The sequence below is a fragment of the Psychrobacter piscatorii genome (genome assembly GCF_904846415.1).
GTDB lineage: Bacteria > Pseudomonadota > Gammaproteobacteria > Pseudomonadales > Moraxellaceae > Psychrobacter > Psychrobacter piscatorii.
The window spans coordinates 117,688-140,104 of the sequence record NZ_CAJHAR010000006.1 but is presented as its reverse complement, the minus strand read 5'-3'; the positions used below and the strand labels follow the sequence as shown (position 1 = coordinate 140,104).

The 22,417-nt window shown below is 43.6% G+C and carries 16 protein-coding genes; 13 read left to right on the top strand and 3 right to left on the bottom strand.

Annotation, left to right across the window (positions count from 1 at the left end):
• Window positions 1-90: 90 nt before the first annotated feature.
• Window positions 91-1,134, bottom strand: coding sequence for an alpha/beta hydrolase (locus JMX83_RS04580; protein WP_265089490.1), 1,044 nt, complete (start codon window positions 1,132-1,134; stop codon window positions 91-93).
• A gap of 270 nt (window positions 1,135-1,404) precedes the next feature.
• Between JMX83_RS04580 and JMX83_RS04575 the strand changes: the two genes are divergently transcribed.
• From JMX83_RS04575 to JMX83_RS04550, 6 genes are all read left to right on the top strand, one after another.
• A complete protein-coding gene (locus JMX83_RS04575) occupies window positions 1,405-2,292 on the top strand; it encodes a LysR family transcriptional regulator (RefSeq protein WP_201599363.1) in 888 nt (295 codons plus the stop codon).
• A gap of 133 nt (window positions 2,293-2,425) precedes the next feature.
• Complete coding sequence (locus JMX83_RS04570) at window positions 2,426-2,878, top strand: winged helix-turn-helix transcriptional regulator (RefSeq protein WP_201599362.1); 453 nt, start codon at window positions 2,426-2,428, stop codon at window positions 2,876-2,878.
• Between the two features lie 458 nt (window positions 2,879-3,336).
• Window positions 3,337-3,879 carry a PaaI family thioesterase gene (locus JMX83_RS04565; RefSeq protein ID WP_201599361.1) on the top strand — a complete coding sequence of 181 codons (543 nt, stop codon included), beginning with the start codon at window positions 3,337-3,339 and terminating at the stop codon, window positions 3,877-3,879.
• Between the two features lie 84 nt (window positions 3,880-3,963).
• Complete coding sequence (locus JMX83_RS04560) at window positions 3,964-4,851, top strand: alpha/beta fold hydrolase (protein WP_201599360.1); 888 nt, start codon at window positions 3,964-3,966, stop codon at window positions 4,849-4,851.
• A 125-nt stretch (window positions 4,852-4,976) separates the two neighbouring features.
• Window positions 4,977-6,248, top strand: coding sequence for an NAD(P)/FAD-dependent oxidoreductase (locus tag JMX83_RS04555; RefSeq protein ID WP_201599359.1), 1,272 nt, complete (start codon window positions 4,977-4,979; stop codon window positions 6,246-6,248).
• Window positions 6,249-6,300: 52 nt separating this feature from the next.
• Window positions 6,301-7,281: an EamA family transporter gene (locus JMX83_RS04550; protein WP_201599358.1), complete on the top strand. Its 981-nt coding sequence runs from the start codon at window positions 6,301-6,303 to the stop codon at window positions 7,279-7,281.
• A 151-nt stretch (window positions 7,282-7,432) separates the two neighbouring features.
• Here the strand turns inward: JMX83_RS04550 and JMX83_RS04545 are convergent, their stop codons facing one another.
• Window positions 7,433-8,146, bottom strand: coding sequence for a DarT1-associated NADAR antitoxin family protein (locus JMX83_RS04545; protein WP_201599385.1), 714 nt, complete (start codon window positions 8,144-8,146; stop codon window positions 7,433-7,435).
• A 679-nt stretch (window positions 8,147-8,825) separates the two neighbouring features.
• Here JMX83_RS04545 and JMX83_RS04540 point away from each other — a divergent pair.
• Together JMX83_RS04540 and ppc are read left to right on the top strand one after the other, a co-directional pair.
• Window positions 8,826-10,109 (top strand): tyrosine-type recombinase/integrase, encoded by a 1,284-nt coding sequence (locus JMX83_RS04540; RefSeq protein WP_201599357.1) that lies wholly within the window; start codon window positions 8,826-8,828, stop codon window positions 10,107-10,109.
• Window positions 10,110-10,330: 221 nt separating this feature from the next.
• Window positions 10,331-13,117 carry a phosphoenolpyruvate carboxylase gene (gene ppc / locus JMX83_RS04535; RefSeq protein WP_201599356.1) on the top strand — a complete coding sequence of 929 codons (2,787 nt, stop codon included), beginning with the start codon at window positions 10,331-10,333 and terminating at the stop codon, window positions 13,115-13,117.
• 61 nt (window positions 13,118-13,178) lie between these two features.
• On the opposite strand, the gene JMX83_RS04530 is transcribed toward ppc, so the two are convergent.
• Window positions 13,179-14,180, bottom strand: a complete 1,002-nt coding sequence (locus tag JMX83_RS04530) for a RodZ family helix-turn-helix domain-containing protein (protein WP_201599355.1) — start codon at window positions 14,178-14,180, stop codon at window positions 13,179-13,181.
• 241 nt (window positions 14,181-14,421) lie between these two features.
• Between JMX83_RS04530 and JMX83_RS04525 the strand changes: the two genes are divergently transcribed.
• The 5 genes from JMX83_RS04525 to acnD all read left to right on the top strand — a co-directional run bounded on the left by JMX83_RS04525 (window position 14,422) and on the right by acnD (window position 22,398).
• Window positions 14,422-15,435 carry a LysR family transcriptional regulator gene (locus JMX83_RS04525; RefSeq protein WP_201599354.1) on the top strand — a complete coding sequence of 338 codons (1,014 nt, stop codon included), beginning with the start codon at window positions 14,422-14,424 and terminating at the stop codon, window positions 15,433-15,435.
• Between the two features lie 303 nt (window positions 15,436-15,738).
• A complete protein-coding gene (locus JMX83_RS04520; RefSeq protein ID WP_394211252.1) occupies window positions 15,739-17,025 on the top strand; it encodes an NRAMP family divalent metal transporter in 1,287 nt (428 codons plus the stop codon).
• Window positions 17,026-17,384: 359 nt separating this feature from the next.
• Window positions 17,385-18,278: a methylisocitrate lyase gene (gene prpB, locus JMX83_RS04515; protein ID WP_201599353.1), complete on the top strand. Its 894-nt coding sequence runs from the start codon at window positions 17,385-17,387 to the stop codon at window positions 18,276-18,278.
• Window positions 18,279-18,340: 62 nt separating this feature from the next.
• A complete protein-coding gene (gene prpC / locus JMX83_RS04510; RefSeq protein WP_201599352.1) occupies window positions 18,341-19,468 on the top strand; it encodes a bifunctional 2-methylcitrate synthase/citrate synthase in 1,128 nt (375 codons plus the stop codon).
• Window positions 19,469-19,764: 296 nt separating this feature from the next.
• Window positions 19,765-22,398, top strand: coding sequence for a Fe/S-dependent 2-methylisocitrate dehydratase AcnD (gene acnD / locus JMX83_RS04505; RefSeq protein WP_201599383.1), 2,634 nt, complete (start codon window positions 19,765-19,767; stop codon window positions 22,396-22,398).
• Window positions 22,399-22,417 lie beyond the last annotated feature (19 nt).

Genomic DNA, 22,417 nt, shown 5'->3' with positions numbered 1-22,417 from the left:
TTGAGAATCTATTAAAAAATGGGTTTTAAACTAAACGAAAAACCGGCCATCACGTAGCCGGTTGTTTTTATAACTCACTACCCTCTTTTTTTATTTCAAGTTTTTATTAAAAAAGTCTGTCAATTTGTCAAAAGGGATTTTATCCATGCGGTCGTATAAATCGACATGGTTCGTATTTGGTAAAATGAGCAGTTCTTTTGGTTGTTTGGCTTTTTGATAAGCATCTTTACTAAAATAAAGCGAGTGAGCATCCTCGCCAGCAATGATCAAGATAGGACGCGGAGATATCTCGTCAATATAGCTCAGCAGTGGCATATTCATGAATGATAAAGGCGTCGTCGCCGTCCATGCGCCGCTTGAGTTCACTGCATTTTTATGAAAACCCCGATCCGTACGGTAGTAATCGAAAAACTCTTTTTGTACAGGGTTTGGGTTACTATCTAACGTTTCGGGCAAAATACGATCTGCCGTGGTCACTTTGCCGTTATCGTCTACATAGAGATCATGGTTGGCCGTCGCAGGCTGCCCTTTCTCTGCGTCTATCCAGCGTTGTTGATTGAGATGTTTCAATACTGCTTGACGATCGCCCGCATCATAGCGATCATCACCGTCACCTACCCCATGCCCCATCGCACGACTCATATCGTACATACTGGTCGTGGCGACCGCTTTGATTCGCGTATCCATCGCAGCGGCATTTAAACCCATGCCGCCCCAACCACAGATACCAATAGCGCCAATACGATTTCTATCGACCTCAGGACGTAACCCTAAGTAATCTATCGCTGCACTAAAGTCTTCCGTATTGATATCTGGGGACGCGACATTTCTAGGCGTACCGCTGCTTTCACCCGTATAAGAAGGATCAAAAGCTATAGCGACAAAGCCCTGTTCTGCCATCTTTTGCGCATATAAGCCTGATGATTGTTCTTTCACAGCGCCAAAAGGCCCGCCAACAGCTAATGCTGCTAGCTTTTTGCCGTTATAGGATTTTGGTATATAAAGATCTGCGGCAAGCGTGATGCCATAACGGTTTTTGAATGTTACTTTTTGATGTGTGACGCTATCACTTTTAGCAAACGTTTTATCCCATTTTTGTACGAGTGGGACGGTAGATGTGGCGGCTTGTGCCATATTGTTCGCTCCAAGTATAGTTGAGCTGAGCAGTATTCCCAGGCTAAGCTTTTTGATCATTGATGGTAAGGTCATTGGTCGTCCTTTTTGATAGTAAATCATCACTTATCTGATGATTATTCATAATGTGTGAGTAGAAATAGCCGTGTTATAAACAAGACAAAATTGTTTATAATATATTCTCTAAAGTCATGAGATAATCTTATACTTCTACGTTTCTAGTGATAATACCCATTTTTTAACTTTTATTTATTCACTCAGGTTCTGAATATGCGACAACAAGAGAATTATAATGAGCTGCATGCTTTCTTATTGGTTGCTCAAGAGAGTAGTTTTACTAAGGCTGCTGTCAAACTTGGGATATCACAATCCGCACTGAGCCGCTCTATTAAGTTATTAGAGCAGCGCTTAGGTCTACAGTTATTCACGAGAACCACACGTAGCTTGTCTTTGACACATGCAGGCGAAGCGTTGTTTGTGACCGCTGAGCAGAGTTTTAGTTTATTAGATGAGAAGTTAGATGGACTCAAGTATTTGCGCGAAACGCCTGCGGGGTTGGTACGCATCAGTGCTGGTCAGTATGCTATTGATAAAGTGCTGTTACCAAAGCTGGCCAAATTCAAACAGCTATATCCTGATATTGAACTCGAGTTGATCAGCGATACTGCTTTGTCAGATATTATCAGCACACAATTTGATGCAGGGGTTCGCTTTGGTAGTCTGGTTACTGAAGGTATGATATCGGTGCGTATCGACTATGATGAGGAGATTGCTGTGGTCGGTTCGCCAGATTATTTCCTTGAGTTTGGCTTTCCCAAAACACCTGTAGAGTTGAACGATCACAACTGCTTGGGCTATCGATTCATGGGTGGCGGTATGTATCACTGGGACTTTATGGTTGATGGGCAGCCTTACAAATTAAAGACGCAAGGACAATGGGTATTCTCGACTGATTACTCAGTGATTGATGCCGCAAAACGAGGACTGGGCATTGGTTATGTGCCCATCGATATGATTAAAGATGAGCTAAAAAACGGCAAGCTTATTCATATATTGAGAGAGTTCAGTCATACCTTCAGCGGCTTTCATTTATATTATCCGCATCACAATGTGTCACCTGCGCTACGAGCCGTCATTGATGCTTTGAAGCTCAAATAGTATTTACTTGGGTAGCAAAGCACCAAGAAAATTCTAAGAAAAAATAAGCCATTCAAACACATTAAGACGGTCTCTAAAGTTATGACCATTTAAGGTATAATCATCTATAAATCAGAAACTAACGTTGATATTTATGGCTAAAGTGTCTTTAGATCGCCCCAGCCTTATTGCTTGCCCTATCGCTCACAACCTTTCGGTGTTTGGCGATCCTTGGTGCTTACTGATCTTACGCGATGCTCATATGGGACTGACACGATTTGATGAATTTCATAACAGTCTAGGCATTGCACCGTCGGTGTTGACCAAACGTCTAACCACTCTAGTCAAAGAAGGTGTATTGACAAAACACCGCTACTCGACACAGCCGCCGCGCGAAGAGTATCTATTAACGGAGGCAGGTCAAGATATACTACCGATACTATTCATGTTAAGGGAATGGGGTCTTACTCACAGTCCTTGTTCAGACTATGATAAAAGGGCTATTTTTGTAGATTCTGAGACAAGTGAGGAAATCCAACCTGTCGTCATTGACAAAGTGACTGGCGTTGAGATTGGTAAACGTGCCATTCAGAAAAAATTTAAATAAGCGTTTTCTATAGATTTTAAGCGTTATCATTTCTTGATGATTTTTCAATCCTTCTTTTGCAAAATCAACTCTTTTTCATAAGACATTGCTTGTGCTCGTGTTATTTGGCAAAAAAAATCGTGCTTAACTCGCCTTTGAATCACCCGTACGCTCTGTTGTATTAAAGAATTCTTTTAGCGATACGTACTTACCACCAGTTGCCATTCTCACGCGAATATATTGGCATAAATGGCCTCAAATTTTATGCTACTTGCCAGCAATTCTATTAGAAATAATGAAAGTACAATAGTAAATATACATAGTAACTGTATTTTCAAGAGTTATTTTTAATAGTTACTATCTTTTTAGTAGTAACTATATTATCTTATATTACTCCTCTGCAAAGAAATCTGCGCGGCGTCTACAAGTTGCGCCAACCAAATAGAATGTATAAACAACCCATACACAAGGACTGTAAAATGGATGTTACGAAAACAGATATTAATAATACGCTGGCTAATTGGGAAGCTGATGATGTGCGTATACGCGCTACATTAGGCTCTATAGGGATAACCTCGCCTGCTCAACTGGCTAGCATGAGTGGCCAATCATTTTTTGATGCCATGTTTGCGGGAGAGTTGCCCTCACCACCGATTGGTGAAACGCTTGATTTTATTCCTATCCACATAGAAGGCGGTAAATCCATCTTTCAAGGTCGACCCGGTCAGCAACATTACAATCCACTAGGTAGCGTACATGGTGGGTGGTTTTGTACCATCCTTGACTCTGCTGTCGGCTGCGCCATTCACTCAACCTTGCCCGCCGGCAAAGGCTATACCACACTCGAGATTAAAGTAAATATGATTCGAGCGTTGACCAAAGCCATTCCGCTAGTACGTGCTGAGGCTAATATCATCCATGTCGGGAGACAAACCGCAACGGCTGAGGGACGCATTGTTGGTCCTGATGGCAAACTATACGCCCATGCCACCACCACCTGTTTGATATTTGATATGCAGTAGTGAAAATAATGACAAATTTTTTACTTAACATGTTTTTGATCATTGATGAAATTTTGATAGTTAACAAATAATAAGGCCAATACTATGCAAGCATTCGAACGGGCAATGACCCTAGGTAATAAAAAAGCCCGCTATTATGACTTATCTGCTTTGGTTAATAATGATAAAAACGCCCCGTTATCTCCTGCGCATTTTTATGGCGGCAATGGTTTTACGGCTGGTGTCTATTTGCCGCTACTCACCAAGCTCAGTGAGCAATTTACTATCAACAGTCTTGCCATGCGTGGCTATTGGTACGATCTACCATCCGTCAAAAAGCTGACTCGCGAGCAAGATGCTGATATATTGATTGATTTTTTAGAGAGGACACAGGATAAGCCTATTGTAGGTATTGGACATTCTCAAGGCGCGACTGCCACCGCCATTGCCGCGGCCAAACGTCCAGAGCTATTTTCACAACTGTATTTGATAGAGCCCGTTACTTTTACCAAATCGCAGATGCTCATGATGAACTCGGCACCTGACGATTTAAAGATAACTCAAGAGCCTTTTACAAGCACACAAGCCAAGCAAGCACAGTGGGAAAGCATTGAATCCTACTATGACTATCTGCGAGCGCATCGTGCTTTTAAGCGTATTGATGATGGCAATCTTTATGTCTTTGCAAAAAATAGTCTTGTCCAAAATGAGCAAGGGCAATATAGTTTGATTTTCGCTCCTGAGCAAGAATTAGCAAGCTATTTCGATACCCCTTTTGTCAATGATGCCTTAAAAGACCTTAATACTATTGGTTTGCCTTACACTATTATCGTTGGCAAACCTTCTATGTTTATCAGCGATGAGGTGCGTAAAGTTTGGCAGAATCTCGTCCCTAGTGCACGAATCATTGAACTGTCAGATAATGGGCATCTGCTGCCAATGGAAGCGCCTGAACAATGTGCAAACATCATGATAAAAGCGTTTAATGATTGAAAGGCATAGTATGAAAAACTCCGAAGATGAAAAACCGATGATTGAGAATTGAGAATCGCCTTATCATTGTGAGCTAAGCTCGTACCTAGATTGGTTGGTTTGAGTCTGTATCTTTTACGCGTCCTATGCCCGTGCAACATGCTGAGACAGACGCGCACTTTAACGTCATCATCATTGGTGCAGGATTCTCAGGTCTCGCGACCGCTGGCCGATTAGCTGAACTCCGTCCAGAGGCGCGCATTGCCCTTGTTGATGCGCTAGAAGTGGGTCAAGGTGCGTCTGGGCGTAATGCAGGATTTATTATTGATATACCTCACAATCTAGATCCTACAGAGCCTGATGCACAGGCAAACACGAAGGCTCGCGACTTGAATACCTTTGCTATTCAGCGATTACAGCGTATTCAGGAGCAGCAAGGATTAGAGGTTTGTTGGCATCAGGCTGGTAAGTATTTGGCCGCTCATGAGGAAAAGCACTTCTCTGGTTTGAGTGACTTTGTAAAAACGTTAGAGGCCATCGGAGAACCGTACGAGATACTAAATGGTGATGCCCTAGCAAAGAAGTTGGGTACGCATTACTACAAGCGCGCAGTTTATACACCGGGTAATATATTGGTTAATCCAGCAGCCTTAGCAATCTCCGTCGCCAGTGCGCTACCCGCTAATGTGACCTTGTTCGAGAATACGCCAGTCCAAGAAATAAACTTGGCCAATAAAGTCATCCAAACCCCAAAAGCGCGACTCAGTGCTGACACTATCGTCTTAGCCACAAATGCATTTACAGAAAAATTTGGTGTGGCTTCCAATCAAATAACGCCAATATTCACCTATGCCAGTCTGACTCGCCCGCTGAATGAGAACGAAATGCAGTGTTTTAAAGATAAAGCTGCTGAAAATAAGACTACTGAAAATATAGCACCTTGGGGACTTACTTCTGCGCATCCAGCTGGCACGACGGTGAGATTTACATCAGATCGGCGAATATTTATCCGCAATACCTTAACCTATCAGCCTACCCTATCTAGCACTGGAGCATCACTCGACAAGGTAAAAGTTAAGCATCGTCAGTCTTATTTAGCGCGTTTTCCGCAACTGCCAAACGTACCATTTGAGTATACATCGGGCGGTATGATCTGTGTCACGATGAATCATCAACCTGTCTTTACGGAGCATAAGCCTAACGTATACGTCATTGCTGGCATGAATGGTGTTGGGGTGGCAAAAGGCACTTATTTAGGTCATTATATGGCGGAGTACATCTACGGCAAACAAAGTCCAGAGCTGGATTTTATCCTTAACCATTCAGTGCCGAGCTGGATACCACCTGATCCATTTCGTAGTGTCGGCGCGCATATTCGCCTCTCTTTTGAAGAGTATATGGCAAAAGGTGAAGTATAGCTTCCAACTATAACAAGAGTGTTAAGAGTAAATATTAAACACGGACGATCACATGAACCCTATATACACTGCACTGGCTGTACTGGTTACCTTTATCTGGGGTGTGAATTTCACCTTTATTGCATGGGGATTAGAGAGCTTCCCGCCACTAATGCTCACTGCTCTACGCTTTTTCTTTACCGCCGTCCCTTTGGTTTTGTTTCTTAAGCCACCTACATTTAACCGTACCTTACTCATCTATGCTATCGGTACCTTTGTCATGCAATATGCCTTTGTATTTACGGCCATGCATCTAGGTGCGTCACCGGGTTTGACGGCGTTGTTGCTACAAATGCAGATTTTTATCACTGTGTTGTTGGCGTACTTTATCTTGGGCGAAGCAGTCAGTCGCATGCAAATCATCGGCATGTTGGTCGGAGTATTAGGCCTTAGCGTGATTGCACTAAATCTCGGCGGAGATATGCCTGTGGCTGGATTTGTCTGCATCTTGATTGCTGCAGTGGGCTGGAGCTTTGGTAATATTGCCTCCAAGCAGGCCTCAGCACAGGCAACCTTAAAAGCGGCACAACAAAACACAAGCGTGCCAGCCATTTCCTCTGAGACTGTTTCTTCCAATACTAAAGAAAATAAAGCCTCTGCCTTGTCTGCGCTCGCATTGGTCGCGTGGGGCGGTCTGATCGCTTGTGTGTTTTTGACGTTATCTTCGCTTATGTTGGAGACCGATGCATGGCGGCTGGCAACCGTTACTGAGGCATCGATAAAGTCGTGGCTGTCACTAGGATTTATCGTATATATCTCAACCTTAGTAGGCTTTGGACTGTGGTCGCATCTGCTCAGCAAAAACACCGCTTCTAAGGTGATGCCATTTGCACTACTCATACCCATATTCGGTATGACAACGTCCGTAGTGCTTACAGGGGAAGTCGTGACGTGGTGGAAGGTGCTGGCAATGATATTGATATTGTCAGGGTTATTATTAGCAAATGTGAAATTTGGGATAAAGAAAAAACCTGCTCATAAGTACGGAGTCTAATAGTTCACTCTTAGATAAATGGATAAACGATGGTTAAAGACTCATTGTCGAGACAATGAGTCTGGCTATTAAGTAATATGACGTGAAGGCAAATAAAATAAGAGAGACGATCAATAGCCTATAGTTTCTCATGTTTCTCGTTGCGCATTTATTAAATCCAACCTTCTTCCAAAAGATGCTCAGTATTACTGATTTTAAACTCACTACATAAATCATAAAATGTCATTGGATCTTCAACATTATCGAGCATCTCACGTTTATTGAGCGCCACAAATAACGCCAGTGCATAAGCTGCACTATGAATAGACTTTTTGGGATTGAAGGTAATATCGGTAAAGGCTTGATATTGCATCACTTCCTCATGTAGCTGAGGGTTTTGCTTTAGGGCATTCACATATAGCCAATCATAAAATACAGTCAACGGCTCCGTGCCCCACTCCATACCAAAATAATTGTAGCCGATGAGCTCACCCGAGGTCATTAATCGCTCGTCCTTTCTAGCTTGTCTTGGCGGCGCTGTCAGTAGGTCAATGTAAGGGCCACCGTCCTCAAAGACCATACTGGATTGAAAAGCATTTTCGACACTGTATTGATTGCCGTCATGCTCATCAGTGATCTTTAAACTGAATGGACTCAGCGGGAAACTCAACTTATTGCCAGATTTACTGGATAATTCCAAAACATGATTAAAGCCATATTTTTTGCGAATAACTTGATGCATATCATTGATAGATTTTTTCTTTTGTCTGGTAGCAAACCCCACATGCCGTTCAAATCTGACCATGTCTGTTTTTACTAGGTTGTCACTGTTGACTCTAGGCATAAACACAGGTCTGTGCTCTACAGCGTCTTGGCTTTTTTCCATAGAGTTGCTTCTTTGTTCCATAACGATGTGCCTTATATCAATAGTTTTTTATAAGTTTTCTTTCACAGTTTATCTGGTCGCTGCTCACGCATTTTGACAGATATTGAACGCCATTAGCGCTCGCGAGGCAGTTTATCTTATTATGCATCATTTATCTGCCCTATTTTAAATTTGCCAATAGACTTGCTGATTTTTGTTTTTACGAATACTTAGAAAATTAGCTTTTAGTCGTTTTACGTGCCTGCACTGATATTAGACCTTAAAACAGTAACTTCCAGATTTGCACAGAACAGTACTATAACCCTAATTTTTATATTCTGTGCGCGTACGCGACCGTGGTTTTTACGATAAATCCGCGCTATCGCTTACCAAATGGACGATTCGCCTTATAAATCTCTCCAAGTATGTACCGAAATGATGAGTAAAAAACGGTGCCTAACCCAATAAGCGCACGGTCTACTCCTTATTTCCCCAATATGCTACAATTATCCCCAAGTGAGCCTTGGGGATAATTAGCACATAAATCCTTTTATAAAAAAGGCTTGCGATATTATCATTATAAATATCGGTGTCCATATTAGTGTCCAAATACTCTTTGGCTCTTTATATGATGGTATTTTCATAAGTTATCAATCTTTCATAAACCCGCATTTGCCTCATAAAAATTACGGATAAGAACATGGCTGTCGACAATATAAATGATATCAACAAACTTGAATGTCGAGATAAGGATTACTCGGTCAGTGTCTCAGGTATCGCGGGTCTAAGTCTACGTGTCTATCCAAACGGTAAAAAAGAATACTACCTGCGCTACTCTCATCCACATATCGATGGTAAGCGACCTAGAATGATGCTTGGCAGAGTCGAAGATATTGATTTATATGAGGTGAAGTACAAAGCTGAGACTATCCTCAACATGGTCGCTAAAGGCTCTGACCCTAAAGCTATACAGCAAAAGGAACAAGTCAACAGATACACACACCTGAAAAACGCAACATTTTCTGAGATTGCACAAGCATGGCGCGACCACAAAACAGCAGGTCGCCATCAAAATAAGTTTAAAAAATCCGCATTTAGTGACTCTACCCTCAAATTTTGGGATTTATGCTTGGGATACATGTGCCAGGATATTGGCGATTTAAGGATGAATGATATCACCAGTGAGATGATATTAAGTGTGTGTGAAGCAATCCAGCATAACGACAATCAAGCGACTTTCGTTGGTGCCAGCACTCGGCTTTATACGGAAAAAGTATTTTCATTCGCTGTCGCACGAGGATTATGCGATAAAAATGTGGCGATTGATACCCGTGGCGAGTTGGCACCTGCCAATTCAGGCAATCACTTGCCAGCTATTACCAAGCCGGATCAGTTTGCGACGCTTTTACATGATATGTCCAATTTTAAAGGGGCAAGCAAGCTCACATTAGAAGCCATGAATTTACTACCTTATGTGTTTGTGCGTAGTATCGATCTACGCTCGATGCGCTGGCAGGATATTGACTGGGATAATAATACATGGGCGTTCTCCCCGACCAAAGGCGAAGGTCGCGACGATATGGTATCGCACTTAGTCGTGCCATTAGCTACGCAAGTGATTGCGCGATTACGAAACATTCAATCCATCACAGGCCATAAAGAGTACGTCTTTGCCTCAATGCGTGGTTCAAGCAATGCTTATATCAGTAAAGCCACACTGGTACAGATATTCCACCGGCTTGGATACAAAGACGTGCAATGTGCTCATGGATTTCGTGCATCGGCGAAAACTTTGCTCATGGAACAACCTGAACTACGCTACTCAGATATCGTTACAGAACTACAGTTAGGTCATCGAATAAAAGACACCCATGGTGGGGCTTACAATAGACTCGATGAGATCGATACTAGGATACGAATGATGCAAGATTGGGCGGATTGTATAGATAAGCTGCGAGATTACGCTAAGACGTCAGCTAAATAATCTAGCTCTAAGCATAGTTTGAAAAATAGACGGGGCGCTAAATACACTATAGTATGACAAACATCGGTTGATAGAAAATTTCTTCGAGCGTCAAACATAACTACCCATTTATGTTAAATTGCAAAAAACGGTAGGGATACCTGTAGAGACACAAAGTCTAAGACATCCCTAATACTATACTCGTTAATACTGTACTCACTCATTTAATAAGAAGGTTAAGGATGACTTTAGATAATAACATACTACGTAAACGCACCAGCTTATTGGGTTCATTGCTAGGCGATGCCATTTCTCGCCAGTCTGGTGAACAGACAATAGAGACCATTGAGACCCTGCGTAAAGGCTTTATTCAACAGCGCCGTGAACCTAATGAGGCCCACAAGCAGCAGCTCATCGATTTTATTGCTTCTTTGGATAATCAAACTTTAAAGGATGTCATACGCGGATTTTCTATCTATTTTTTCCTAGCCAATCTAAGCGAAGAGAATTACCTGCGTGAGCAACGTCATGAGCTGCGTATGCAATCGGAGCAAAGCTGGGAAGGGTCATTTCGTCGTACATTACTTGAATGTCGTGAACGCAATATCGAGCCCGCTCAAATGCAAGAGCTGATTGATCAGCTAAAATTTACACCTGTATTTACGGCGCATCCTACCGAAGCGCGTCGCCGTACAACAATGAATATCTTACAAAGTCTATTCGCCCACAGCGACGCTTTGAACAACGTATCTGAAAACAGCTTCGCCTACGAGCAAGCCAAAGAACAAACTGCGCAAACGATTGACTTATTATGGTCGTCTGATGAAGTGCGTACCCGCAAGCCACTGGTATATGACGAGATTAACAACGGCCTGCATTACTTTAATGCCAGTTTGTTCAATGCTATTCCCAAAGTGTATCGTAATATCAAAAAAGCCATTGTTGATATCTATCCGGAGCTGACCGACTATGCATTGCCTGCCTTTATGAGCTTTGGTTCTTGGATTGGCGGCGATAGAGATGGCAATCCTTTTGTGACTTTTGAGACCACAGAGCTTGCCGTGTTGATGCATGCTGATACTGTGCTGCGTCACTATCAAGTGCTACTCAAAAAACTGCGCCGCCAGCTGATTCATAGTGACACTATTGTCACCGTTTCTCCCGACGTATATGCCAAAATCAAAAGCTATGATGAGCTAGATCAGCGTGTGTTTGACTATAACCTCGATGACTATGGCAACGAGCCATATCGTCGATTGCTTTCTTTAATACTCACCAAGGTCAATGCCACCAATCGCCGTATCCAAAGCAAAGGCAATGACATCGAGGCTGAAAAAGACGCCTATGCCAATCCAGAAGAGCTATTAGAAGATCTGCGCATTATCCGTCAAAGTGTTACTACTCACGACAAGGCGCATGCAGATGGATTATTGCTCGATGTGATTCGTCTGGTCAAAACCTGCGGCTTTCATTTGGCAGCGCTCGATATCCGCCAAGAGTCGTCATACCATGGCGAAGTGATTGCAGATATCTTTGCCAGTGCCTCCAACCTGCCTGATTATCAAACGCTAAGTGAAACCGAACGTCAAGAGTGGTTGACGCGCTTGCTAGAAAAACCCGGTACGCCGCTTATTTATACTGATAACCTGACAGACAAAACGCGTGAGCAATTGTCACTGATGAATTCGGTCGCCACCTTACGCAAATTGGTGGGACAAGCTACTTTTGGCAGTTATGTTATCTCAATGACCAATAATGCTAGCCAGCTACTAGAAGTGTTGCTGCTCATGCGCTTTGCTGGCTTATGCAGAATTGATAACGAAGGCCAGCTGTCTGCTGATTTGCCAGTGGCACCATTGTTTGAGACCATCGAAGATCTTAAAAACATCGATAAAATCCTGCCCGCCGTGCTAAACAATCCACTGTATCGCGGATTACTACAGAATACAGATAATACGCAAGAGATTATGCTAGGTTATTCGGACTCATCAAAAGACGGCGGTATTATCACCTCTGCGTGGCAGCTTTATAGCGCGCAGCAAACCATTAATAATATTGCTGAGCAATATGGTATAAAAACACGCTTATTCCATGGTCGTGGTGGTTCTGTGAGCCGTGGTGGCGGATCAACGCATAAAGCTATTGCTGCACAGCCTGCTGGCACGCTACATGGTCAGATTAAAGTGACCGAACAAGGTGAAGTGCTCTATGCCAAGTATGCCAATACGGATACTGCTGTGTTTGAGCTGACCATGGCAATCACGGGTACACTCAAAGCTTGCTCAACAAGATTTGTCGTGCAACCGACTGAGTTGCCAGAATATGAAGCACTTTTTGCACGGTTAGCAGATGCTGGCGAGCAGCGTTATCGAGAGCTAACCGATCATACTGAAGGGTTTTATAAATTCTACTCCGAGGTCACACCAGTACAAGAGATCTCTTTATTGAATATTGGCTCGCGCCCTGCCCATCGCAAAAAAGGCTTGCCAAGTAAAACCACATTGCGAGCAATTCCTTGGGTATTTGGCTGGTCGTTAGCCCGCTTTACCCTACCTGCTTGGTATGGTGTAGGTAGTGCATTGCACAGTGTCAAATCTGACGAAACATTAATGAAAGAGATGAATAATCACTGGCCATTTTTTAGCGTATTTATCAGTAATATTGAGATGGCATTTACCAAAGCCAATATGAATATTGCACAGGCCTATAGCCAGTTATGTGAAGACGCTGCATTGCGTGAGCAAATAATGGGAGCGGTAATTGATGAACATACCCTAACCTACTCAGGCTTAAACTCGTTATTAGATCAAGAGGCCCTATTGTCTAGCCAGCAAAACCTTGCGGCATCTCTGCAGTGGCGCGATGCTTATCTAGACCCGATTAACTATATACAGATTGAGCTGTTGAAGCGTGCTAGACAACAAAATGAAGATACGATAGATAACAATAAATATGGCGATCTCAATGTAGAAGACCCATTAATCCGTAGTATCAATGCATTGGCAGCGGGTTTGCGTAATACGGGGTAATAGCCATTCAGGGCTTATCTATAAAACAAGCGCTTTTGTGAGAAAGGGCTTGTAAAAAACCTTAATCGTTAGTCTCGCGATATAACGTGGTTTGTGACTCTTGCCTAAAGTCCTCATAGGTAATGGCAGCCTCACTCTCTGGAGCTGGAGAAGGTCCTATAGGCTCAACTTCAGCTGCGGGCACGTTTTGTTCGCTATTATCTGAATTAATCGATTGTGCTGACACTAACGGCTCCTCGACCGTATTGGCGTCATTAGGTAATGGATTGTCATCACTATTCACTACAGGTTCGGCACCGACCACTGGCGTGCTGGTCGTAGCCGCAGGCGCTGTCCCGTCTAAGTTACTATCATTATTGATAGCAGTATCAGAAATAGAAGTCGATAAAAATCCCGTAAAAATAAGGGTAAGTACGACAATAGCAATGAGTAGTGAACCAAAAATCATACCAATAATGAGAGGCTTTTTACTACTTGTCACTTTCTTTTGTGGCTTTATATCGTTCCTATGATCTTGCTCCAATGGCATGGCTTTAGTATTTAAAGGGTCATCAATCGTTGTGCTAGATAAAGGCGTCGCTTGATCAAGATCGACAGAGGATGGCTTTTTTTCCTCATTATTCTTACTTAATTCATTAACTAAGTCACTATTTAAGTCATTGTCTAAGTATTGGTCTTCTAAAATATTATCGACACCAGCATAATTATCAATTCGCTTATCTGACACCTTGTTTTGTGTCGATGCATTTTGACCTGAAAAGTCAAAAGTAGCGTTTGTTGTGACGATATCGGCTAACTCTAATCTTGGCTCTTTATCGTTATTTTCATCTTCAAATAATTGCAGCTCTTCTACGCTTAGAGGTTCAAAAGCAGGTAACTTACTTGCCGTTTTTAATGACGTTGAATCATCATTATCATTTTGGGTATCATTTTCAGCGCTTTGAATTCGACTGATAAAACGTTCGTAAATATTATTTTTGGCACGCTTACGCGATTTTTTATGAACGAGTTGAGACAACTCTTCGTCAAAATCAGTACCGATGTCTTTTTTTTCGTCGTTCATAAAATAACACCAAGCCAGTTTATGCTACTGGCAGTAAATGACTGATAAAATGAAGTTGTGATTTTTATTGCTAAACTGTAACAGTATCGCTAGTCCCCAATATAGTTGCTCATACCCCTATCTTCAAGCACAATTTATTTGAGGCCGCTAACATTTGTAAGACTCATCTTAAATAATGGGATGAATTATTATCAAAAGTAGCGCGTATAGGGACAACATATACCATAACAGGCTTAATAACATGGATTTAAAACAGCTCAATGCATTTATTGCTGTCGCAAATTTACGCAGCTTTAGTGCAGCCGCAGCAAAGACAGGACTGTCACAGCCAAGTTTGAGCCGCCTGCTTAAACAGCTCGAGACCGAGATGGATGTCGTGCTTATCGATCGTTACCACAGGCCATTACATCTGACTGAAGCAGGCGAATTTTTTTACGATAAGATAAGCACCATACTGACAGAAATTGAGACCGTCACGAGTATGACCCAGCGCTTATCAGCGCCAAGTAGTGCGTTAAACATCGGCTTTGTGCCATCAGTATTATATGGGTTACTTCCTGAAATTATCGCCATGCTCAAGCAATCCAATCCTGATATAGAGGTCAACCTCAAAGATATCAGCTCTTACCAGCAAATGGAGGCACTCAAATCTGGTGAGATTGATATCGGTTTTGGGCGTTTTGCCCATCAAGATCCCTGGATTCAACAAATATTACTACGGCATGAGCGCTACGTGGTGGCCTTACCAAAGTCGCATCCTCTCGCTTATGTAAAAGAGCAGCGATTAATAGACTTAGCAAATAATCGCTTGATTTTGTACCATCAAACGCATTTACCGATTGCCACCACACTGCCGACATCGGAGTCAGTTGGCGCAAAGCAGGAAGCTAATACAAAAACCAGACGTGTCACCAATGAAAAATCTGCACATAGTGAGCCGATTACGGAGCCGTTGCTACATTTGTTTGCACAATACGGTATCTCACCATTTATGATTACCACGGTGAGTGACTTGCAAGTAGCTCTAGGCTTAGTCGCTGCGGGCGAAGGTATCACGCTTGTACCTGCCAGCTTAACCACGGTACGTACAGAACAAATCAGCTACCAGCGTTTGGTACACGAAAACGTCACCTCTCCTATTTATTTGCATACTCTCAAAGATTTTGTGCATCCAAGTATCTCTGAGTTATTGAATGCTATCTATCAGGTCTATGAAGAGCGAGGCATTACCTACCGGCGACAAAAATTTGTGTAACGTCCTTAAATGACCAGCTATTGCGTGGATATTGTGTTATAAAGAAACGCCAAAAATAATCTGCATTAATACTTGATGTTATCAGATTATTATGCTAACCAAAAAGAATGGCAATGCAAACAAATAGTAATAATAACTAGAATAATCATTCTCCTGAATCGTATTGGTGTGCTAAAGTCGATACAAGATTAATCGTTTTATAAAAAAGCATGTATAAACATGTATAAAGCGGTTATCTAATGATCACTGGCAAACTGACACAGGTAAGTGATGATTTGCCGTTTTAACCATTTCGAGGTATTCATGTCCACACAACCACTCAATAACCCAAGTACCACTGACGATATCGTTACTGAACAGCAAGAAGGCTTTAGTTGGCGTATCTTTGGCCCAGGTATTTTGATGGCGACCGCTGCAATCGGTGGCTCGCATTTGATTTCATCGACGCAGGCTGGTGCTATATATGGCTGGCAGTTGGCGATTATGATTGTTTTAGCCAACGTTTTTAAATATCCGTTTTTTCGCTTTGCCACCGATTACGTCTATGACACAGGCGAGAGTTTGATTGCAGGCTATGCCAAACGCTCAAAGGTGTATCTTTGGGTATATTTTATCCTCTCTATCTTATCAGCGGTCATCAGTACGGGTGCGGTCTCGCTGATTGCAGCGGTGATTTTGGGCTTTATGCTACCCGCCTCTCTTGAGTTATCGACGATGGTGCTGTCTATGATCATCGTGGCCGTCTCTTGGTTCTTTTTGATAGCTGGTCATTATAAATTGCTCGATGGCGTGACTAAGTGGATTATGATTGCCTTGACGGCAGCCACCGTTGCCGCGGTCGTGATTGCCGCTGGCAAGCCCACAGTTATGGCAGCAGACTTTATAGCCGTATCCCCTTGGAACCTTGCAACTTTAGGGTTTATCGTCGCACTCATGGGCTGGATGCCAGCACCGCTTGAGTTTGCCGCGATTACTTCTATGTGGACCTCTGCCAAAGTCAAAGCCGATCACACCACGCACAAGCAGGGATTGCTCGACTTCAACGTCGGTTATGCCGTTTCAGCGATTCTGGCCTTGTTTTTCTTATCGCTTGGTGTGTTTGTCCAGTATGGTTCAGGGCAAGAGATTGAGTTGGTCGGCGGTGCTTATATCAACCAGCTAATCAATATGTATACGGCAACCATCGGTGAATGGTCACGATTGCTGGTGGCCTTCGTCGCCTTCATGTGTATGTTTGGCACCACGATTACTTGTGCCGACGGCTACGGCCGTGCCAATGCTGAGTGCTGGCGTTTGCTTAAAGGCGAAAGCGAAATCAATAAAAAGCAAATCGCTTTTTGGACGACATACGCTATCGGTGGCGGGCTTGTGATTATTACGTTCTTCACGGGACAGTTGGGCGCGATGCTTAAGTTTGCCATGATATCCGCGTTTGTTTCTGCGCCTATTTTTGGTTGGTTAAACTACTCATTGGTCAAGAAACATAAAAAACTGTCAGCAGGTATGAACGCTCTGTCTATCGCAGGCTTGGTATTCTTGGCAGGATTTGCCTTATTGTTCTTAGCCAATTTGGCAGGTTTATTTGCTTAAACTTAGTCTTTTTTAAGCTCATGATAAATAAAGCCCTAATAGCTTAGCTGTTAGGGCTTTTTGGTGGGAAAAGGGCAATTTAAAGAGTAATACACCTATTATAATTGTAACTAAATGTAAATTATAAAACATCTTAATATTTGAATATTTGGGTAATATGAATACTTACTATAGCCAAACGTTAAAAAATACATAATGCTATTTGTTTTATGAATAATATTAAATTAACTACAATTAGTTATTATAAATAATAAATAATAATCTATAAGCTAACCTTTGCAGACATGGATAATTGGGTATAATCAGTGACAACAACAAGATTATTTTCTATCCATACAAGCCCATGAAAGGATACTCATATGACCTCACTCTCAGCAGGTGCACGCTTTCGCAGTGCGCTTAAACAAAAAAATGATAATAACCAGCCACTACAAATTGCAGGCGCGATCAATGCCTATACCGCGATGATGGCGACCCAAGTCGGTCATCAAGCACTGTATCTCTCTGGTGGCGGTGTGGCAAACGCGTCATTTGGTTTGCCTGATCTTGGCATGACCAGCCTTGATAATGTGCTAGAAGATGCTCGCCGTATCACTGATGCCGTCGATACTCCGCTACTTGTCGATATCGATACAGGTTTTGGCGGTGCGTTTAACATTGCCCAAACCATCAGAAAAATGGAAAAGGCAGGCGTGGCAGCGGTGCATATCGAAGACCAAGTCGCGCAAAAGCGTTGTGGTCACCGCCCAAATAAAGAAATCGTCAGTATCTCTGAGATGGTTGATCGTCTAAAAGCGGCATTGGATGCCAAAACGGATCCTGATTTTGTGGTGATGGCTCGTACTGATGCGTTATCAGTCGAGGGCTTAGACGCTGCTGTTGAACGTGCCGTTGCTTTTCAAGAAGCTGGTGCAGACATGATCTTTGCAGAAGCGCTGACTGATATCGAGATGTATCGTAAATTTACCGATGTACTCGACATTCCTGTCCTCGCCAACATGACCGAGTTTGGTCAGACCGATCTATATACCACTGATCAGTTGTATGGTGTGGGCGTCGATATGGTGCTGTACCCACTATCCGCTTTCCGCGCAATGAATAAGGCCGCATTGAACGTTTATCAACATCTATTAGATGACGGTACACAAGAAAAAGTCGTCGATACCATGCAGACACGCATGGAGCTCTATGATTTCTTAAACTATCACGAGTTTGAGCAAACCTTAGATAAGCTGTTCGCAGACAATAAATAATCATAAAAAGCAGCATTTTTCACTTAACAATATAAAAAGCTACCCACAAAAGGAATGTAAACATGGCAGCACAAAAAGAACTTTCAGGCGCAGGACTTCGCGGACAAGTGGCAGGCAAGACGGCATTATCGACCGTTGGCAAATCGGGCTCTGGTCTGACCTATCGCGGCTATGACGTATCAGAATTGGCAGATAAATGTATTTTTGAAGAAGTCGCGTATTTACTGCTATATGGTAATTTACCTACGCAAAGCGAGCTTGAGGATTATCAAGCCAAGCTAAAAAACTTGCGTGGCCTACCGCAAGCATTAAAAGACGTGCTTGAGCGCATCCCAGCCAACGCGCATCCAATGGATGTGCTACGTACTGGCTGCTCGATGTTGGGCAACCTTGAGACCGAAACGGATTTCGCTGAGCAAAACGATAAAACCGATCGTATGCTGGCCGCATTCCCCTCAATCATCAACTACTGGTACCGCTTTAGCCATGACAATGTGCGTATCGAGACTGACACGGATGATGCCACCATTGGCGGTCATTTCTTGCATCTACTTAAAGGCGAAAAGCCAAACGAGCTACACGAAAAAGTCATGAACGTGTCGCTTATCCTCTATGCAGAGCATGAGTTCAACGCATCGACCTTTACTGCGCGTGTCTGTGCGTCTACTTTATCTGATATCCATTCTTGTATCACTGGTGCAATCGGTTCACTACGTGGTCCATTGCATGGCGGCGCGAATGAAGCCGCGATGGATATGATTGAGGGCTTTAGTTCAGCTGATGAAGCCGAGACAGAGATGATGGCAATGCTGGCACGTAAAGACAAAATCATGGGCTTTGGTCATGCCATCTATAGCGAATCAGATCCACGTAACGTCGTCATCAAACAATGGTCTAAAAAACTGGCCGCTGATGTTGGTGACGATGTGCTCTACCCTGTTTCTGTGCGTGTTGAAGAAGTCATGTGGCGCGAGAAAAAATTGTTTGCCAATGCTGATTTTTTCCATGCGTCAGCCTATCACTTCATGGGTATTCCAACCAAACTGTTCACACCTATCTTTGTCTGCTCACGTCTGACTGGTTGGGCAGCTCATGTGTTTGAGCAACGTGCCAATAACCGTATCATTCGCCCAAGTGCAGAATATACGGGTGAAGATCTACGCCCAGTACCAGAGATGAGTGCTCGTTGAGTTGATTCCTTTTAAATAGCTATTGTTACGTACTTACTATCAGCTAGCGGCAGTGCTAGCTGAGACAGGTATGATGATTGAGCCTTGCTATGAGTTTTTCAGGTTTAATCGTCATACACTATCTTTTTTATAGACTATGCCCTTTTAATTTCAATATCGCTTCTTTAGCAAAGCCTACAAAAGCAAACGATGATTTTGCTAAAGGAATGAATTTTTACCCAATATCAACGCTTAATTATTTATTAAAATTAGCCAACCGCCAAAGGTGACTTATGGACAACGCCCTAGTACAACCAATGAACAATGAATTCAAAAAGCCACTTCCCGATACTGACCTTTACTACTTCGACACCCGCGAAGCTGTTGAGAATATCGAAGCAGGTGCTTATGACAAACTACCGTTCTGCTCAAAAGTATTGTGTGAAAACCTAGTACGCCGTTGCCCACCAGAAGAGCTAACCGATGCGCTAAAACAGCATATCGAAGGCAAGCAAGATCTAGATTTTCCTTGGTACCCTGCCCGCGTGGTGTGTCATGATATCTTGGGTCAGACGGCTTTTGTTGATTTGGCAGGCTTGCGTGATGCCATTGCTGAACAAGGTGGTGATCCGTCTAAGGTAAACCCTATCGTGCCAACTCAGCTGATCGTTGACCATTCATTGGCCGTTGAGCACGCAGGATTTGAAGACGACGCGTTTGAGAAAAACCGCGCGATTGAAGAGCGCCGTAACGATGACCGTTTTCACTTTATTAACTGGTGCCAGTATGCCTTTGACAATGTCAACGTCGTACCGCCTGGTAACGGCATCATGCATCAGATTAACCTAGAGAAAATGTCACCTGTCGTACAGGTCGTACACAGTAAAGCCGGTGAAGAAGTCGCATTCGCTGATACGTTGGTTGGTACTGATAGCCACACGCCGATGGTTGATGCGCTAGGTGTGATCTCAATCGGTGTGGGCGGTCTAGAAGCGGAAAGCGTCATGCTAGGTAATCCATCATATATGCGCCTACCTGATTACGTTGGCGTCAAATTAACAGGAAAATTGCAAAAAGGCATTACTGGTACGGATCTCGTACTGGCGATGACTGAGTTCTTACGCGACGCAGGTGTGGTCTCTACCTATATCGAATTCTTCGGTGACGGCGCACGCCAGCTTACGGTTGGTGACCGTGCCTCTATCTCCAATATGACGCCTGAATATGGTGCAACTGCTGCGATGTTCTATATCGATGAGCAAACCATTGACTATCTACGTCTGACTGGTCGTTCTGAGCCTCAGATCAAATTGGTTGAGCAGTATGCTAAGCAAACTGGCTTGTGGGCTGACGGTATGGAAAAAGCCGAATACGCACGCGTCCTTGAATTTGATCTGTCATCAGTAGGTCGTAACATGGCTGGCCCATCACGTCCTCATGCCCGCGTATCAACCGACGATTTGGTGGCCAAAGGTATCGCCCACGCGCCTGATCAAAAGCTACCTGAACCAAAAGATGGTCTCATGCCAGATGGCGCAGTGATTATCGCGGCGATTACCAGCTGTACCAATACCTCAAACCCACGCAACATGGTGGCAGCAGGCTTAGTTGCTCGTAACGCGAATGCCAAAGGATTATTGCGTAAACCTTGGGTGAAATCATCACTAGCACCTGGCTCAAAAACGGTCAAGATGTACTTAGAAGAAGCAGGCCTGATGCCAGAGTTGCAAGAGATTGGCTTTGACGTGGTTGGCTTTGCCTGTACGACGTGTAATGGTATGAGCGGCGCGCTAGACCCTGATATCGAGCAAGAAATCATCGACAATGATTTGTTCACTACGGCAGTGCTATCCGGTAACCGTAACTTTGACGGCCGTATCCATCCGTACGCTAAGCAAGCATTTTTAGCGTCGCCACCGCTCGTTATTGCTTATGCCATCGCTGGTAACATCCGTTTTGATATCGAAAAAGACTCATTGGGTAAAGATCAAGACGGCAATGACGTCTATCTAAAAGACATCTGGTTTGATGATGAAGAAGTGGATGCCATTGTTGCTGCTGCCGTGAAGCCTGAGCAGTTTAATGCCGTATATATCCCAATGTTTGATGAAGCCAAAAAAGACACGGGCAAAGCGTTAAGCCCATTGTACGACTGGCGTGAAATGACCACGTATATTCGCCGTCCGCCGTATTGGGAAGGTCAAATGGCAGCGATGAACAAACTAAAAGGTATGCGTCCATTAGCAGTATTGGGTGATAACATCACAACCGATCATATGTCGCCATCAAATGCTATTTTGGGCACATCTGCCGCTGGCGAGTATTTGGACACTATGGGCTTGCCTGCTGAAGACTATAACTCATACGCAACCCATCGCGGCGACCATTTAACCGCGCAACGTGCGACCTTTGCCAACCCTAAGCTATTGAACGAAATGGTACGCGATGAAGATGGCGAAGTTATCCAAGGCTCATTGGCGCGCGTTGAACCAGAAGGTCAAGTCATGCGCATGTGGGAAGCGATTGAGACCTACATGAACCGTGAGCAGCCGCTGATCATCATCGCAGGTGATGGCTATGGTCAAGGCTCAAGCCGTGACTGGGCGGCCAAAGGCGTCCGTCTCGCTGGCGTAGAAGCCGTCGTCGCTGAAGACTTTGAGCGTATTCATCGTCAAAATTTAGTGGGCATGGGCGCGCTGCCTTTACAGTTCGAGGAAGGTACGACTCGCCATACGCTAAATATCGATGGTACAGAAACCTTTGATGTCACAGGTGAAGTCTCGGCTGGCGGGTTGATGACCTTAGTGGTTCATCGTGCCGATGGCAGTACCGCTGAGACACCTATTATCTGCCGCTTAGATACGGCTGATGAAGTCAAAATGTACAACGCTGGCGGTATGCTACAACGCTTTGCTAAAGAGTTTATCGAAGGCACGCTTGATATCGTCTAAGGCTATCCTGCAGGTTTTA